Raw genomic sequence first — 16,387 nt, forward strand, 5'->3', positions numbered from 1 at the left:
GTCATATAATTATACGAACCATGAAAGGGGCGATGGTTGTGATCCGTGTGAATCCGTATTGGGAGAACCTGCAGATGCTTCATGAGAACCGCGAAGCACCTCGTTCTTCTTATATTCCGTACCGGGAGGAGGCGCAGGCCGAGTCGGGCAAAAGGGGGCGTTCCCCCTACTTCCGCACGCTGAACGGCAGCTGGAAGTTCCAGTATGTTTCCAGTGTGAAGACGGTTCCGGAGGGCTTCTACCTGGAGACCTCCGATGTGAGCGGCTGGGATGATCTGATCGTACCCTCCTGCTGGCAGACCAGCGGCTACGACCAGCTGCATTACACCAACGTCAACTACCCGATTCCCTGCGATCCGCCGTTCGTCCCTGACGCCAATCCCGCCGGACTGTACGTCCGGGATTTTCAGCTGCCGGAGGGCGGGGAGGACAAGGAGCAGTTCCTGGTTTTTGAAGGGGTGAACGCCTGCTTCTATCTATGGGTCAACGGGGAGTATACCGGATACAGCCAGGGCAGCCGCCTTCCGTCCGAGTTCAACGTGACGACGAAGCTCCGGTCCGGCATGAATCGGGTGGCTGTCATGGTGCTGAAATGGTGCGACGGCACGTATATCGAGGATCAGGATCTGTGGCGGCACTCGGGGATCTACCGGGATGTGTATCTGCTGTCGCGGGACCGCATCCGCATCCGGGATGTCTTCAACCGCCAGGAGCTGGCTCCGGATTACAAGAGCGCCCGTCTGCGGTGCGAGATCGACACCACCGGCCCGCTTGCCGTCCGCGCGGAGCTTAGGGATGCCGCTGGAGTGACGGTGGCTGCAACGCAGGGAACCGTCGACGGGAACGGCACGCTGGAGCTTCAAGTGGCCGATCCGGTGCTGTGGAATGCCGAGGCTCCGTATCTGTACCGGCTGTACCTGTGGGCCGGGGAGGAGGTGCTCGCCTTCCGCACGGGGTTCAAGGAGGTCCGTATCGCGGACGGCGTGTTTACGGTGAACGGCCGGGCGGTGAAGCTGAAGGGCGTGAACCGTCACGATTCCCATCCGGTGCTGGGACAGACCATTCCGGTGAACCATATGCGCCGGGATCTAGAGCTCATGAAGCTTCATAACGTGAATACGATCCGGACCTCTCATTACCCCAACGATCCGCGTTTTCTCGATCTATGCGACGAGTACGGCTTCTATGTGGTGGACGAAGCGGACTTGGAATGCCACGGGGTCCGCAGCGCGGAGGAGCCGGCGGAGGAGGCCTTCCATATGCTGACCAACGATCCCGACTGGCAGGCCGCTTTCGTGGACCGTGCGGTGCGGATGGTGGAGCGGGATAAGAACCATGCCTGCGTCGTCATGTGGTCCATGGGCAACGAGTCCGGCTATGGTTCGAATCACATCGCCATGGCGCGTTGGACCAAGGAGCGGGATCCTTCCCGGCCGGTCCACTACGAGGGGGCTGCCGCGCATTACAAGGGCAGCTCGGACACGGACTGTCTGGATGTGGAGAGCCGGATGTACGCCTCCGTCCAATATCTGGAGGAATATGGGCAGGATCCGAGCCGCACCAAGCCTCTTTTCCAATGCGAGTACAGCCATGCGATGGGCAACGGACCGGGGGATCTGAAGGATTACTGGGACGTCATCTACCGGTATCCGCTCTTGATGGGAGGCTGTGTCTGGGAATGGTGCGATCACGGCATCCTGACGTCTACAGCGGATGGCACGCCTTATTTCGCTTATGGCGGGGACTTCGGCGACATGCCCCACGACGGCAACTTCTGCATCGACGGTCTGGTCAGCCCGGACCGGGTGCCTCACACCGGCCTTCTGGAGCTGAAGCAGGTCATCGCGCCGGTTACGGTGGAAGCGGAGGATCTGGCGGCTGGGCGGCTTAGGGTGATGAACCGGTATGATTTCTCGGACTTGTCGGGACTGACGGCGCTGTGGAGAGTGGAACAGGACGGCGTGACGGTGGCCCAAGGCCAGCTGGAAGGCTTGGCGGCCGGGCCGCAGCAGGCGGTGTCGGTAACCGTGCCGTACCGGCTGCCGGAGGGAGCGTCCGGTACGTATGACCTGACGGTCTCGGTGCGTACCAAGCTGGCTACCCGGTGGGCCGACGCCGGCTATGAGATCAGCTTCGCCCAGTTCGAGCTGGCAGCCGCGCCTAAGGCCGATCCTGCTGCACGGACGGCCGTTGGGGAGCTGAAGCCGGCGGAGAACGGGCATCTGCTGCGGATGCAGGGCTTCGACTTCGAATATGCCTTCGATCTGTATGACGGGGTCTTCACCCGGATCTCGAAGCACGGCGTGGAGATGCTGGAAGCGCCCATCACGTTCAACCTCTGGCGGGCGCCGACGGATAACGACCGGAATATCCGCAAGCTGTGGGAGCAAGAGGGGCTCGACCGGGCCGGCATGAAGGTCTACCGCACGGAATGGACGCAGAGCGGGGACGGTGCGGTGGAGGTCACCGTGGAGTTTTCGCTGGCGGGTTATATGAGGAAGCCCTATGTCCGTGGAACGGCGCGATGGACCGTCCGCCCGGACGGGGAGATCCTGGTGGAGACGCAATCCTCCGTCCGTGAGGATCTGCCGTTCCTCCCCCGGTTCGGTCTGCAGCTGGTCATGCCGGCGGGCAACGAGGAGGTGGAGTACTTCGGCTTCGGACCTCATGAGAGCTATGCGGATAAGCGGCAGAGCGTTCGCCGCGGCTTGTATCTGACGACCGTGGACGGCATGTTCGAGAACTACATCATGCCTCAGGAGAACGGCTCCCGCTTCGGTACCGAGTGGGCCATCGTATCCAATGAGCTGGGGATGGGCCTGAAGGTAACGGCGCCGGAGCACTTCTCCTTCAACGCCTCGCATTACACGGCGGCAGACCTGACCGCTGCCCAGCACACCTACGAGCTCGTGAAGCGCAAGATGACCATCGTCCAGCTGGATTACAAGATAAGCGGCGTCGGTTCCAATTCCTGCGGACCGCAGCTGCTGGAGAAGTACCAATTAAATGAGAAAACCATCCGGTTCGGCTTCTCGATCCGGCCGGTATTCAAGGAAGACGAATAGGGCAATTGTCCCGCGATAATATGGTATAGACGAAAGAGGAACGAGTTCACGCAGTTTTATAGGCTAAAAATGAGACAGCGGCAGACCAAGACTTGAAACAGAGTCTTAGACTGCCGTTGTGTTTTTATGATAATGGCATTAGAGTCCGCATTCACGAGCTTCAACCTGCCTGTAACGCTGTTTACGTCTAATACTATAGTATCTCATTGCGGCCGGGACACCCTTAATTTCAAGAACTCCGTCATAGATCAACTCCCTCAGCCGGTATTCAAAATAAGAAGCCCCGATATATTGCTCGCAATAACCAATCGCCTCTCCAATTAAACGGGCTGATTTCAGGAAGCCGTTATCGCCTGCTGATGGCTTAAGGTTGTCCAGCTTCTCCAGCAGATAATGATCATAATATTCTGCAGGCACCTCAAGCACCGTGCTATCCTGCCAAATACGTAATATTCCTGTTTGTTCCGTAAGGATCTGCCATTCCCGTTCCAGCCTCGTGATATCAGATGGGCACAATTTGCCTTTGCCGTCGAGCCGAACGATTGCTTCCTGTAGTTTTTCCGAAGGGATTTCACCCGAGTACCTATAGGTAATGAAGGCATCAGGCCGGTTGTATAGCTTCTCGCAGATTGCGCAAGCGTCGTTTACTGATATAGAGTTACGCTTGTTTCGCAGAAGGTAAAGCGCATGTCTCATCCCTGCCTGCTCGCATGCGTTGCCGCTGGTCCAAACCATGACTTCTGCCTGCTCTGGAATTTGCTCAAGCTGGTCTAATAGCCCGATGTATTCCTCTTCGAATTCATCGTATGCTTCGAATGCTTCCGTGATATGGTTGCGGAACCAATTGCAGCGTGCCATACGTCCTTCCGGCGAGTCTAGGCCGTTGATCGGACCAATGGCATAATTCTCCCGCAACGTTATCAGCTTGTGCGTTTCCGTGCAGCCAAGTCCTCGTAGGGCCTGTTTCATGCCGCCCGCAAAGGAATCGCCGATGACGATATGAACGTGAGTGCAGGTCGGTACAGGCGTCCATTCCGCTCTTTTTTCCTGAAGTCCCATCAGCTCGTCATATAGCTCAATAAGTTTGGAAGCCGCCGCTTCAAGCGGTTCTTCTTGCTCCTTAATCAACTGGATTTCCGCCAAAATAAACCTCAGATAAGGCTTCAATTCCTCTACGCCCAAGCGATCGGTTACCTTTTTTATGGCTAGAAAGTCTTTCATTCCATTTTCCTTCCTTTCCGTGCATGGCACAGGTATAGGACTGGTATCGACACGACATTGGTATCGTACCGGCACTGCTCCGGCTTCGGCACGGGCGTCGACCCGGCGGGGCACTGTTCCCAGCCTTCCGCCTTACTTCTGCTCCTGCAGATGCTTGGCGATCCGCTTGCCGTGGTCCCGTCCGGTCTCGATGAAGATCTCGTTGGCGTCACGCCCCGCGGCGACGACACCAGCCAGATACAGTCCGGGCACGTTGGTCTCCATGGTGTCCGGGTTGAACTCCGGCAGCTCCCACTCGCCGTGGATGCGGACGCCGCTGTCGGACAGGAACTTGCGGCTGGAGCGGAAGCCGGTCAAGGCCAGCACGAAGTCGTTGTCCAGCGTCTGCGCCCCTTCCGGCGAACGGACCGTCACGCTCCGCAAGCTGATGGCCTCCACCCGGGAGCGGAACAGCATGCGGATGCGGCCCTTGCTGACGGCGCTCTCGAACAGCGGACGCACCCAGGGCTTAATGTTCGGCGAGTAATCCTCTCCCCGGTATACGACGGTCACCTCGGCCCCCACCTTGAGCAGGTCCATGGCCGCGTCCACCGCTGAGTTGTTGCCGCCGATGATGCAGACCCTCATGCCGGTGTAGGGATGGGCCTCCCGGTAGAAGTGGGTCACGTTCGGCAGATCCTCTCCGGGGATGCCCAGCAGGTTCGGGTGGTCAAAATACCCCGTTGCCACCACTACACCCCGGCATCGGGTTGTGACGGCTTCGCCGAAGCGGTTGACGTTGTCCACCCGGAACAAGCCGTCGGCTTCCTTAACCGCCGCGGTCACCGTCTCGTAGGGGCGGATGCGGACGCCGGCGCGCTGCGCCACGTTCCGGTAATAGTTCAGCGCCTCCAGACGCGTCGGCTTTTCGTTGGGCGTCGTGAAGGGATAGCCGCCGATCTCCAGCAGCTCGGGCGTGCTGAAGAACGACATGTAGACCGGATACTGGGAGATGCTGTGCACGACGACATTCTTCTCGATGATCAGGGGCCGGAAGCCTGCTCGCTGCAGCTCGATGGCGGCGGACAGACCGCAAGGCCCCGCACCGATGATGACGATATCCTCCATTCCGGTTCACCTCCGTTCGTTTATAAGGTACAGGATATCACAGATTTGTGGTGGAAACATCAAGTCCGCTCCGGGCCGATTCCGCCATTATTGAGGAAGAAGAACCCTGAAAGGGAATGTACAGTATTGGTCTAGTGGATCGGTGTGGAGCAATATGGACGATTTGGCAAAAAATCTCCTGTCAGGCAGGTTACGGGAACTGCATGTGGAATACATTCCATGTTGGGTTGAAAGCGGTATCTGCGGCCGGGTGCCCATTCGGGGCTCATAGGGCCGGGACCGCACATAAGGAACACGGAGGGACAACCAGGATGGCCGATACAGAAGGTAGGGGCGGCATAGATATGCTGCTGCAGGCGGAGGGGGTCACGCGCGTCTTCGGCAGGGGGAGCGGGGCTGTGGCCGTGCTGAAGGGCATTGAGCTTGCCATCCCCCAGGGAAGCTTAACCGCCCTGAAGGGGCGCTCCGGCTCGGGGAAGACGACGCTCTTGAATCTCTTGGGCGCGCTGGATCAGCCGACCGAGGGCCGGATCCGGTTCGCCGGAAGGGAGCTCTCGTCTCTTCCCGAGAAGGCGCGCAGCGAATGCAGGCGCACGGAGATGGGACTGATCTTCCAATCCTTCGCGCTGATCCCCCTGATGTCCGCATATGAGAATGTGGACTTCGGGCTCCGGATCGCCGGGATTCCCGCCCCGCAGCGGAAGGAACGGGCGCTGACGGCGCTGGAATATGTGGGGCTCGTTCCCCGCATGGGTCACCGGCCCTTCGAGATGTCCGGGGGCGAGCAGCAGCGGACGGCCATTGCCCGGGCCATCGCGCACCGGCCCCGGCTGCTGCTGGCCGATGAGCCGACGGCGGAGCTCGACAGCAAGACCGGCCTTCACATCATCAAGGTGCTGCGCGATCTGGTGAAGGACGAAGGCATGACCGTGGTGTTGACCACCCACGATCCCGCCATCATGGAGATTGTCGATCAGGTGTATGAATTGGAGGATGGTCGAATTGTCGGATAATCGGAAGGACCGGAGCAGCCGGCGGACCTGGGCCGCCGCCTTGGCATTGACGGCGGCGGTGGCGCTGTCCGGCTGTACGCTTTTGCCTAAGGAGGAGGAGGCGTTGAAGCCTCCGCTCGTCAAGCCGGTGGAGGAGCAGTACAACACCGTGAAGGTAACGGCCGGCACCGTGGCCAAGGAGCTCCGGGGAAGCGCGACCTATGAGTCGACGAAGACGGAGTATGCCCAGTTTGCGGAGCAGGGCGGACGGCTCCTGGAGCTGAAGGTGAAGCCGGGCGATCAAGTGAAGAAGGGCGATGTGCTGGTGCAGCTGGACGTGGAGGGCCTGGACCTGAAGCTGAAGGAGCAGGAGCTGGCTCTGGAGAAGGCCAAGCTGGCCCTGAAGAAGGCCTGGAGCGACCCGGCCAAGGACCCGGACAATCTGCGGATTGCCGAGCTGGCGGCTGAGCTGGAGCAGCTGAAGCTCGACCACCTGCGCCGGACCTTCACCTCGAAGCAGCTTACGGCTGCGATGGACGGCCAAGTGATCTACGCGTCGGATCTGAAGCCGGGGGATACGGTGGCCGCCTATCAGACGCTGGTGACGCTGGCGGATCCGACCCGGCTCCGGCTGATGATGCGGGTCGATAATACCAATGACATCGGCGAGGCCGTCGTCGGGATGGAAGCGAAGATCAAGTCGGACAAGGCAGAGCTGTCTGCTGCGATCGTCCAGACGCCGTCCACCGCTCCGGTCACCACGGACAAGGCCCTTGCCGAGAAGAACGCGAAGACGCTGTACCTGGAGCTGGCCTCCCTGCCCCCCGAAGCCAAGATCGGCGGAAGCGTCCAGGTGACGATCCCGACCCAGAAGAAGGACAACGTCCTGAAGATCCCCCGCAGCGGGCTGCGGAACTATATGGGCCGGACCTTCGTGCAGGTTCTGGACGGCAAATCGCTCCGGGAGGTTGACGTGGAAGCCGGTCTTCAGTCGCCGACCGAGATCGAGATCGTCAAAGGGCTGAAGGAAGGGCAGGACATTGTGCTGAACTAGCTTCCCGTTAGGGCGCAAATGGGACACGCGCGCGTGTTCCTGCGTTCGGGAGGCCATCGGGGAGGGCCGTGAAGCCATGGCATTAGCTAGGATGTTGATTCGCAAAATGGTGCAGAACAAATGGCTGGAGCTCAGCCTCTTGATGGGTCTTGTTCTGACGGTGGCACTGGCCGCCGGAATGCCCGTCTATACGGAAGCCATGCTTACCCGGATGCTGGTGAAGGATCTGGAGCGGATGGAGGCCGGCGGCCTGGGTCATCCTGGGGTCTACCAGATCAAGGCCCAGATGCCCGGGCAGAGGGACGAACAGCGGCCGGATGCTCTGGCCGAATTCGAGAGCTATCTGAAGCAGGAGGCGGAGCCGGGCTTCACCCTGCCGGTGAAGCTGGCCGTCACCGAGAGAGAGACGTGGTCCTTCGAATTCAAGCCGGTGGAGGGCAACCGGGCGGACGCCGGGGCCAACCGGTTGGCCAGCTTTACGTCCATGCCGGGGCTGGCGGACCATATCCGTCTCTTGGACGGACGTCTGCCCTCGGGCGAGGCGTCGGACGGCGTGTGGGAGGTGCTCGTGACGGAGAAGGGACTCAGCACCTTGGGCGGCGTCATCGGGTCCGTCTTCGAGATCAAGGACAAGGACTTGGACTGGACGGTCCGGTTCAAGGCCGTCGGCGTGTTCACGAAGAAGTCCGACGATGACCTGTTTTTCCGGGACCCCTCTCTGGGCACGTGGGGCAAAACCTTCTTCATCGACGATAAGCTCTTCGAACGGGAATTTCTGCAGAGCCGTCCCATTCCCTTGGGCGCTCAGATCTATTATTACCTTCTGGACTACACGAAGCTGGAGGTCCGGAACCTGGACCGCTTGCTGGACACAGACCGCCAGATCCGGGAGAAGACCGCTGCCGTGTCCAATTCCTACTCCGGGGACGTGAACGCCTCCATCATCAAGACTGTCGAAAAATACCCCGAGCGCGCCTCCAATCTGCGCACGCTGGTCTGGTCCTTGAACACGCCCGTGCTGGTCATGCTGGGCATCTATATGTTCATGGTGTCCCATCTGATCTCCGAGCGCCAGAAGACGGAGATCGCCGTCCTTCGGAGCCGGGGGGCGTCCCGGCTTCAGATTATGGCCTCCTCCGCTGCGGAGGGGTTGATTTTGTGCGGATTGGCCTTTGCGGCGGGGCCCTATCTGGGGCTTCTGCTCACCCGGATGCTGGGCGCCTCCAACGGGTTCCTGGAATTCGTAAGCCGGGCCAGCCTGACGGCCAGGTTGAACGGGGAGGCTTACCGCTATGCCGGTCTTGCGGCGGGGGCGTCGCTCATCATTCTCTTGATCCCCGTATTCCTGGCCACCCGGGTCAGCATCGTCGGACGCAAGACGGCCATGGCGCGGGCCGGCGGAGCACCGGTGTGGCACCGGTTCTATCTGGATGTGGCGGTGACGGGGGTGGCCCTGTACGGCCTGCGGTTATATCACAACCGGCTCAAGACGCTGAAGAGCTTCGGCCTGAACAAGGACATGCTGCAGATCGACCCCCTGCAATTCGTGGTTCCCGCCCTGTTCATCCTGGGAGCGGGGCTGCTGCTGCTGCGGCTGTATCCTTATCTGATCCGGCTCATCTATTGGGCGGGGCGCAGGTGGTGGCCTCCCTCGCTCTATGCAACCCTGATCCAGCTGGGCCGGTCGGGAAGCCAATACCAGTTTCTCATGGTGTTCCTGATCATGACGGTGGCGACGGGGGTGTTCAGCGCCAGTGCGGCGAGAACCATCAACAGCAACGTGGAGGACCGGACCCGGTACATGAACGGGGCGGAGCTTGTCCTGGACGTACCTTGGCAAAATGACGCCCCGCCGGAGGGCGGCGGGGGACCGGAGAGGGGAGGAGCCCCGGCGGAGACGGCGCCGAAGCCGTCCCGCGTTCATTATCTGGAGCCTCCCTTCGGGCCTTATGCCGGACTGCCGGGGGTGGAGAAGGCGGCACGGGTGTTCGTGAAGAAGAATGCGTTCTTCCAGGCCGGCAAAGACCGGGGACAAGTCACTCTCATGGGCATCCAGACCGATGAATTCTCAGAGGCCGCCTGGTTCCGGAACGGGCTTACCGAGTACCCGATGCAGGATTACCTGAATGTGATGGCGGAGGATCCGCGGGCGGTGCTGGTCTCCCGTTCCGTAGCGGAACAGAAGGGGGTCAAGCTGGGGGATCCCATCTGGATCGGCTGGGACGGTGTGGACTCCAGGGCTTTCGTCGTGTACGGGATTCTGGATTACTTCCCGTCCTTCAATCCGCTGCCCGCATCCTTCGACAGCAAGGCGAAGGATAACAAGCCCATGCTCATCGTCGGCCATCTGCGCCACATCCAGACCCACCTGGCGCTGGAGCCCTACAGCATCTGGCTGAAGCTGTCGCCGGGGGCATCCGTGAAGAAAATCTACGAAGCGATGACGGAGCAGAAGCTGGAGGTCGCCAAGGTGGCGAGCACCAGAGACGACCTGATCCGGGCCAGGAACGACCCCTTCCTGATGGCGGTGAACGGGGTGATGACCATGGGCTTCCTGATCTCCGTTCTGGTCAGCTTCGTCGGTTTCCTGCTGTACTGGATCCTGACCTTAAGCGGCAGAGCGCTGCAGACGGGGATTCTTCGGGCTATCGGCATGCGGCTGTCCCAGCTGATCGGCATGCTGGGGGCGGAGCAGCTCCTGACCTCAGGGGCGGCGGTGGCCATCGGCGTGCTGACGGGCCATGCGGCCAGCCGGCTCTATGTGCCCTTGTTCGAATCGGCCTTCGATCCCGGGAAGCTGGTGCCTCCGTTCCAGGTGGTGTTTGACCCGGCGGACACGGTCCGGCTCTATGTGCTGGTCGGCGTGATGATCACCCTGGGCTTGTGCATCCTCGGCTGGATGCTGTCCCGGATCCGGATTCATCAAGCGCTGAAGCTGGGGGAGGATTGACATGATACACTGCGAAGGCTTGGTCAAAATCTACAAGGCCGCCGATCTGGAGGTCTTCGCCCTGCAGGGTCTGGATCTTCAGGTGGAGGCGGGAGAGCTGATGGCCATCATCGGCAACAGCGGCAGCGGCAAGTCCACTCTCCTGAACATGCTGGGAGGCTTGGACCGTCCTACGGCCGGTGTCCTCCAGGTGAATGGGCTGGACCTGCTCCGGGCCGGCGAGCGGGATCTGATCCGCTACAAGCGCGAGACCGTCGGCTTCGTCTGGCAGAATAACGCCAGGAATCTGATTCCTTATCTGACCGCGCTGGAAAACGTGGAGCTTCCGATCCTGCTCACCGGCAGAAGCAAGCGCCAGCGGGCCCTGTATCTGCTGGAAGCCGTCGGGCTGGCCCACCGGGCCGGCAACAAGCTGAACCAGCTGTCCGGCGGGGAGCAGCAGCGGGTGGCTATTGCCATCGCGCTGGCCAACAGCCCCAAGCTGCTGTTGGCTGACGAGCCTACGGGCTCTGTGGATACGCGGATGGCGGAGCAGATCCTGGATCTGTTCCGGGAGTTGAACCGGAACGCAGGCATCACCATCGTGATCGTCACCCACGATCCGCAGCTGGCCAAGAAGGTGGACCGGGTCGTCGCCATCCGGGACGGGAAGACCTCCTCGGAGATGATCCGGAAGAAATCCTATGCGGAGGAGCTGGCGGAGCTGGAGATGGGGCTGGCGGAAGCGGAGACCGAAACCCATGTGGAATATGCGGTGCTGGACAAGGCGGGCCGGCTTCAGGTGCCTGCGGGATACCTGGAGAGCATCGGGGCGAAGAACGCCAACAAGGTGAAGCTGGAGGTTGCGGACGGGAGAATCATCATCATGCCGCCGGAGAGCGCGGAAGGGAAGGGATAGCAATGGGGTGGGCGGAGTTCGAATTTCATAGTGTACCGGAAACGTATAAGGAAGGGCTGGAGCGGCTCGATGAGGAGCTGGTCCGGCTCTGGACGGAGCGCAGGAGGCTGTCGGACGGGAGGGTGTATACGCCGCCGCGGGAAATGCTGGAGACCTGGTCCGAGCGATATGGCGTCGAACTGGCCCAGCTCCAATGGTGGATCCGGGCGGTCCAGCTGGAGGAGCGGCCGGTTATGCACGAGTCGCCGGGGGAGCTCGTGGGCGTGCTGCCCATCATGATGCGGACGGAAGCGCACGGCTTCGAGTACCGGATGACCCACGCGATGCAGCATACGGATTCCAGCGTCGTTCATGTGGAGGTCCGGCAGCTGGAGGGGCCGCCGGCCGGTCTTCTGCGCATCAGCCTGATGCTGGAGGTGGAGGGTAACCGGGAGTACCGGATCTTCCGGAACGGCCATCGGGGAGGCGGAGGCCAGGCTTCCCTGCAATACCGGGTGACGCCGCCGCTTCCGGAATCCTTGGAGGGGATCCGGTTCCGGCTGATCCCCTTCGCCAATCCCATGGAGGATCGGCGGCTGGAGATCCACCTGGACCGGGAGGTTCGGTTCGGCGAATAAGGGAAGAGGCGACGGGGTGCCGAACGAAGTTAATGAACAAGTGAAAGGGATTTGTTGAATAATCAACAAATCCGCTTTTTTTATCCATTGAAAGCATCGGAATTCGATCTATAATGTTAGACAGATGTCGGTTAATCATAAGATGTTGATTTATAGTCATCCATAAATCCATGAGATTCGGGAGGTTCAATATGATTCCAGCTCAAGCGCGTGCTATATTTAATCCGGAAGGTCCGTTCAAACTCACGACGATCGAACGCAGGGATCTTCAACCGCATGATGTCTTCATTGAGATTAAGTATGCGGGAATCTGCCACTCTGACATCCATACCGCCCGCGGGGAGTGGGGACCCGTCCAATATCCTCTGGTTCCGGGGCATGAGATTGCCGGAATTGTCACGCAGGTCGGTTCGGAGGTGACCAAGTTCGCAGTGGGTGACCGGGTCGGAGTAGGCTGTATGGTTGACTCCTGCGGGGAATGCTGCAACTGCCATAATGGAGAAGAGCAGTACTGCCTTAACGGGATGACGGGCACCTATGGAGCCATCGACAGATATGGGCAGTACACCCAGGGCGGCTATTCCACTCACATCGTCGTAACCGAGGACTTTGTGGTTCGGATTCCTGACGGTCTGGAGCTGGACGCGGCAGCTCCGCTATTGTGTGCCGGTATCACCACGTACTCGCCGCTGCGCCATTGGGGGGCCGGACCCGGCAAGAAGATTGCCGTTATCGGTCTGGGCGGATTGGGACACATGGCGGTGAAGCTGGCCCATGCCATGGGGGCGGAGGTTACCGTGTTATCCCAATCCCTGAAGAAGCGGGAGGACGGTTTGCGGCTTGGCGCAGACCGCTACTATGCCACAAGCGATCCGGAGACCTTTGCGAAATTGGCCGGCTCGTTCGATCTCATCGTCAATACGGTCAGTGCGAAGATCGATATCAGTGCCTATCTCTCGCTGCTGGCGCTGGATGGTACCATGGTCAACGTAGGTGCACCGGCGGAGCCGTTGTCGGTTAATGTGTTCTCCCTGATCGGCCATCGCCGGTCATTCGCCGGATCGATGATCGGCGGTATTCGCGAAACGCAGGAGATGCTTGATTTTTGCGCGGAGCACCGCATTGCTCCTGAGATTGAAGTCATAGATGCCAAGCAGATTGATGAAGCGTGGGAGCGTGTGCTGGCCTCCGATGTCCGTTACCGGTTCGTGATCGACATCAGCACGATGGGGAATGAATAGCATTTGGTGAGGAAGGGGAGGGGGCATTCAGGGCCCCCTTCTTTTTGTTGGAACCGTGCAGGGATAAGGCGAGCATTAGTGGAAGCAACTTAATTGAGGGGGGGATACGATGACGAACAGCGAGAAAGCACGGAAGCTCTATGCAGAGTTAAGCACCGACATCAAGGAAAGCCTGTTGATACCTACTGTGATTCTGGAAAACGGCCGCGTGCCCAAATATGTTCCCTACGCAGTAGGCATATTGGTTCGTCAGTATGCGGAGCGGCATTATGAAGACGACTGGATTCCCGTCACACCAGATCTGTTTCGGATCAACAGCAAAGATCGGGAAGGCCGGAAGGATCTCCAGCGGATTCTCGATCTTCTAGAAAGGAACCAGGTGATAGAGACGTTGAAAACGGGAACGGACACATATGTCCGCATTGTAGAAGACGAGGTATTCGAGCCGAGCAGCTACTTGAGAAATGACAATGACGCCAGCTGCAGCTCGCTCACGGATCCGTAATGATGTAACCTGCACCGGGGGCAATTTCCATGAAGCCTGCCATGTGACGAGACTGATAGACTAGGGGACGGTTGGCAGCGGCCAGCAGAATGCTCTGTTTGCCGGCGGCGCCTTTGCCAGGCAAGGCGAAGGCACTGCAGAAGGCGAACTCCTCCTGGAGAGTGGAGGACACTGCGTTTACCACCGGGTCATGTTCACTGCGGCCCATCAGGTTCAGAATGACCGAGCCCTGCGGGTCCAGCTTCGACCGGACGAGTCCGAAAAATTCCAGCGACAGCAGCTGCCGCGGAGTGCCCGAGCTGGTGAACGCATCGAGAAGGATGCAATCGAAGCGCTCCTGCCGGGTCCGCTCCAGAATCCGGCGGCCGTCACCGATGACCACGTTGTTCCCGCTGTAGCCGAAATACTGCCGAGACACCCGGTCCACCTCCGGATCCAGCTCCGCTACCGTGACGGAGCCGGGCTGGCCCTCGTAATGACGGGCCAGGGAGCCGATGCCGTGTCCTACGATGAAGATCTCCCGGAGCGGACCATGGTTGTGCTCGATCAGATGGATCATGGCCCTCGGATATTCAAACAGGATCCGATCCGGACGGGTAAGATCCATCACCCCCTGTACGGCTTCATCCGAAAATTGGAGCACGCGGAAGCGGCCTCTTTCACCTTCATGTTCATCGGTGTCGTACACGGTGAGTTCCTCATGGTACGGTGTTCGGCAGTGGTACAGCATGTTCAAGCGAAGCTCCCCTTACGTGCCGATGCCCGGCAAGATTTGATCGTCAGCCGTCATCGGCCGCTGTAGAACAGTATAAAACGAAACGGCATCTTTTTCACGACAGGCGTATGAAGCTGAGGCATTACCGAAAAGAATCGCAAATAAATCTAAAACCGGCCCCATACTCCTGGTGCAAACGATGATCTATAATGATCGTAACTTCCACTATATAACGGAAGGAACCATAATCCGAACGGAATGAACCAAGGAGGGGCTTCTATGAGAGGAGTATCCACGAACGCCATTGTCGAAATCAACCAGACCGCCAGCCGTTTCCAATCCAGTGTTGTCATGAGGGTCGGGAACAGGTTTATCGACATGAAAAGTATGCTTGGTCTCAGCATGACTTTGCTTTATGAAGACGCTCACTTTCTGGAGGTGCACGGTCCAGACGAAGCGGATGCCAAGAAGGCGATGACAGAGGTTCTGGCGAAACACGGTGTGAAGGTAGAGATTAAGTAAGATTCCTCCCGACAGGTTGAAACAACACTTTCCTGCGCGGAGCAGCCTCGTCTCGTAAAAAGTAAAACAAAAGATACCTTTCCTCGGTAAAATGGAGGTACCACCCAACCATTTCCAAAGGAGAGGTTTCTTTTGTACATTTCTGAAAGTGGCCAACGGCGGCTCGGATTACACCGGATCCCCTGTACATCGACAACATCGTGTATACGCCGTAAACGATACATGCCCCGTCCCCTTCACCAACAGGGGGCGGGGCATTCACATTCCGCGCTACGCCTTGAACAAGCCGGAGGCCCGCACATCGGCGAAGAACTTCTCGAACTGCGGGATGTCGAGCTGCTGCTCGGCATCGGAGAGGGCCGTCGGCGGGTTCGGGTGCACCTCCACCATGATGCCGTCGGCGCCTGCCGCCAGAGCGGCCTTGGCGCAGGGGACGAGGATGTCCTTGCGCCCGGTGGAATGGCTCACGTCCACCAGGACCGGCAGGTGGCTCTCCTGCTTCAGGATCGGCACCGCCGAGATGTCCAGCGTGTTGCGAGTCCACTTCTCATAGGTGCGGATGCCCCGCTCGATCAGCATGACCTGCGAATTGCCGCGGGAGACGATGTACTCCGCCGCCAGCAGGAATTCCTCCATGGTGGCGGCCAGGCCCCGCTTCAGCAGCACCGGCGTATCCACTTCGCCCGCGGCCTTCAACAGCTCGAAGTTCTGCATGTTTCTTGCGCCGATCTGGATGATGTCGATATACTCCGTGGCCGGGCCGATATCGGCGGGATTCACGATCTCGCTGATGGTGATGAGCCCGAACTCGTCCGCCACCTCCTTCATCATCTTGAGCCCTTCCATCCCCAGGCCTTGGAAGTCATAAGGGGAGGAGCGGGGCTTGAAGGCGCCTCCCCGCATGACGCGGACGCCGGACCGGACCAGGGCAGCCGCTACGGTCCGCATCTGCTCCCAATTCTCCACCGAGCAGGGGCCGGCCACCAGCATCGACGAGCCTCCGCCGATGACGGCGTCCCGGACGGTGATGACCGTATCCTCGGCCTGCTTCTTCCGGCTGACCAGCAGATCCTTCTTGTGGTTCATCTTCTGCAGGTCCAGCGAAGCCTTGAAGATCTGCTTGAACAGGTGCCGAACCGCCGCATCGTCGAACGGACCCTTGTTCATCGCCACGAGCCGCTCCAGCATGTCATGCTCCCGGACAGGGTCAAACTTCGGAATGCCCTGCTTCTGCTTCAACGCTCCGATTTCTTGGGCCACCTGCCCGCGCTCCGAGATGAGCTCCAGGAGCTGTCCGTTCAGCGCGTCAAGCTTGCCCCGCAATTCCTCCAACTGACGGTTTTCCATCCTCCATCATTCCTCCTTGGTCCTAATCTTCCCAGATACAGCAAAAAAGGCCTCCCATCCCCAAAAGAAGGGACAGGAAGCCGTGGTACCACCCTCGTTCGAAAGGTGCGGCCGGAATTTCCGGATGTCCGCAGCACTTTCCTCGAATCATGA

Annotated in this window: 13 protein-coding genes; 9 read left to right on the plus strand and 4 right to left on the minus strand. The window is 59.7% G+C overall.

Annotated features, from left to right (window positions below):
* Positions 1–32 precede the first annotated feature (32 nt).
* On the plus strand, positions 33–3,065 hold the full coding sequence (locus tag ACSEXW_RS10040; RefSeq protein ID WP_438445996.1) for a glycoside hydrolase family 2 TIM barrel-domain containing protein: 3,033 nt from the start codon (positions 33–35) through the stop codon (positions 3,063–3,065).
* 138 nt (positions 3,066–3,203) lie between these two features.
* On the opposite strand, the gene ACSEXW_RS10045 is transcribed toward ACSEXW_RS10040, so the two are convergent.
* A complete protein-coding gene (locus ACSEXW_RS10045) occupies positions 3,204–4,286 on the minus strand; it encodes a DUF1835 domain-containing protein (RefSeq protein ID WP_438445997.1) in 1,083 nt (360 codons plus the stop codon).
* Positions 4,287–4,418: 132 nt separating this feature from the next.
* Positions 4,419–5,393 (minus strand): YpdA family putative bacillithiol disulfide reductase, encoded by a 975-nt coding sequence (locus tag ACSEXW_RS10050; RefSeq protein WP_438445998.1) that lies wholly within the window; start codon positions 5,391–5,393, stop codon positions 4,419–4,421.
* A 311-nt stretch (positions 5,394–5,704) separates the two neighbouring features.
* On the opposite strand from ACSEXW_RS10050, the gene ACSEXW_RS10055 reads away from it, so the two are divergent.
* The 7 genes from ACSEXW_RS10055 (at position 5,705) to ACSEXW_RS10085 (ending at position 13,650) form a co-directional block, all read left to right on the plus strand.
* The gene (locus tag ACSEXW_RS10055; protein ID WP_438445999.1) at positions 5,705–6,406 is read left to right on the plus strand and encodes an ABC transporter ATP-binding protein; all 702 of its coding nucleotides are present in this window, start codon (positions 5,705–5,707) and stop codon (positions 6,404–6,406) included.
* On the plus strand, positions 6,396–7,439 hold the full coding sequence (locus ACSEXW_RS10060) for an efflux RND transporter periplasmic adaptor subunit (protein ID WP_438446000.1): 1,044 nt from the start codon (positions 6,396–6,398) through the stop codon (positions 7,437–7,439). The genes ACSEXW_RS10055 and ACSEXW_RS10060 overlap by 11 nt, the downstream gene beginning before the upstream one ends.
* 76 nt (positions 7,440–7,515) lie before the next feature.
* Complete coding sequence (locus ACSEXW_RS10065) at positions 7,516–10,389, plus strand: ABC transporter permease (RefSeq protein ID WP_438446001.1); 2,874 nt, start codon at positions 7,516–7,518, stop codon at positions 10,387–10,389.
* 1 nt (position 10,390) lies between these two features.
* Positions 10,391–11,287 carry an ABC transporter ATP-binding protein gene (locus ACSEXW_RS10070; RefSeq protein ID WP_438446002.1) on the plus strand — a complete coding sequence of 299 codons (897 nt, stop codon included), beginning with the start codon at positions 10,391–10,393 and terminating at the stop codon, positions 11,285–11,287.
* A 2-nt stretch (positions 11,288–11,289) separates the two neighbouring features.
* On the plus strand, positions 11,290–11,904 hold the full coding sequence (locus ACSEXW_RS10075; protein ID WP_438446003.1) for a hypothetical protein: 615 nt from the start codon (positions 11,290–11,292) through the stop codon (positions 11,902–11,904).
* Between the two features lie 191 nt (positions 11,905–12,095).
* Positions 12,096–13,145, plus strand: a complete 1,050-nt coding sequence (locus ACSEXW_RS10080; protein ID WP_438446004.1) for an NAD(P)-dependent alcohol dehydrogenase — start codon at positions 12,096–12,098, stop codon at positions 13,143–13,145.
* Positions 13,146–13,254: 109 nt separating this feature from the next.
* Positions 13,255–13,650: a hypothetical protein gene (locus ACSEXW_RS10085; RefSeq protein WP_438446005.1), complete on the plus strand. Its 396-nt coding sequence runs from the start codon at positions 13,255–13,257 to the stop codon at positions 13,648–13,650.
* On the opposite strand, the gene ACSEXW_RS10090 is transcribed toward ACSEXW_RS10085, so the two are convergent.
* A complete protein-coding gene (locus ACSEXW_RS10090) occupies positions 13,637–14,380 on the minus strand; it encodes a spermidine synthase (RefSeq protein ID WP_438446129.1) in 744 nt (247 codons plus the stop codon). The two genes, ACSEXW_RS10085 and ACSEXW_RS10090, sit on opposite strands and share 14 nt — an antisense overlap.
* Positions 14,381–14,644: 264 nt before the next feature.
* Here ACSEXW_RS10090 and ACSEXW_RS10095 point away from each other — a divergent pair, with 264 nt between their 5' ends.
* Positions 14,645–14,887 carry an HPr family phosphocarrier protein gene (locus ACSEXW_RS10095; protein WP_438446006.1) on the plus strand — a complete coding sequence of 81 codons (243 nt, stop codon included), beginning with the start codon at positions 14,645–14,647 and terminating at the stop codon, positions 14,885–14,887.
* A gap of 270 nt (positions 14,888–15,157) precedes the next feature.
* Here ACSEXW_RS10095 and ACSEXW_RS10100 read toward each other — a convergent pair whose 3' ends face one another.
* The gene (locus ACSEXW_RS10100) at positions 15,158–16,234 is read right to left on the minus strand and encodes a bifunctional 3-deoxy-7-phosphoheptulonate synthase/chorismate mutase (RefSeq protein ID WP_438446007.1); all 1,077 of its coding nucleotides are present in this window, start codon (positions 16,232–16,234) and stop codon (positions 15,158–15,160) included.
* Positions 16,235–16,387: the final 153 nt, after the last annotated feature.

The sequence above is a fragment of the Oryzibacillus soli genome (assembly GCF_051594765.1).
Classification (GTDB): domain Bacteria; phylum Bacillota; class Bacilli; order Paenibacillales; family NBRC-103111; genus Paenibacillus_AR.

Coding starts and splice junctions, on each gene's coding strand:
- ACSEXW_RS10040 (WP_438445996.1), top strand. CDS start 33: ATGGTTGTGATCCGTGTGAATCCGTATTGGGAGAACCTGCAGATGCTT.
- ACSEXW_RS10045 (WP_438445997.1), bottom strand. CDS start 4,286: ATGAAAGACTTTCTAGCCATAAAAAAGGTAACCGATCGCTTGGGCGTA.
- ACSEXW_RS10050 (WP_438445998.1), bottom strand. CDS start 5,393: ATGGAGGATATCGTCATCATCGGTGCGGGGCCTTGCGGTCTGTCCGCC.
- ACSEXW_RS10055 (WP_438445999.1), top strand. CDS start 5,705: ATGGCCGATACAGAAGGTAGGGGCGGCATAGATATGCTGCTGCAGGCG.
- ACSEXW_RS10065 (WP_438446001.1), top strand. CDS start 7,516: ATGGCATTAGCTAGGATGTTGATTCGCAAAATGGTGCAGAACAAATGG.
- ACSEXW_RS10070 (WP_438446002.1), top strand. CDS start 10,391: ATGATACACTGCGAAGGCTTGGTCAAAATCTACAAGGCCGCCGATCTG.
- ACSEXW_RS10075 (WP_438446003.1), top strand. CDS start 11,290: ATGGGGTGGGCGGAGTTCGAATTTCATAGTGTACCGGAAACGTATAAG.
- ACSEXW_RS10080 (WP_438446004.1), top strand. CDS start 12,096: ATGATTCCAGCTCAAGCGCGTGCTATATTTAATCCGGAAGGTCCGTTC.
- ACSEXW_RS10085 (WP_438446005.1), top strand. CDS start 13,255: ATGACGAACAGCGAGAAAGCACGGAAGCTCTATGCAGAGTTAAGCACC.
- ACSEXW_RS10090 (WP_438446129.1), bottom strand. CDS start 14,380: ATGCTGTACCACTGCCGAACACCGTACCATGAGGAACTCACCGTGTAC.
- ACSEXW_RS10095 (WP_438446006.1), top strand. CDS start 14,645: ATGAGAGGAGTATCCACGAACGCCATTGTCGAAATCAACCAGACCGCC.
- ACSEXW_RS10100 (WP_438446007.1), bottom strand. CDS start 16,234: ATGGAAAACCGTCAGTTGGAGGAATTGCGGGGCAAGCTTGACGCGCTG.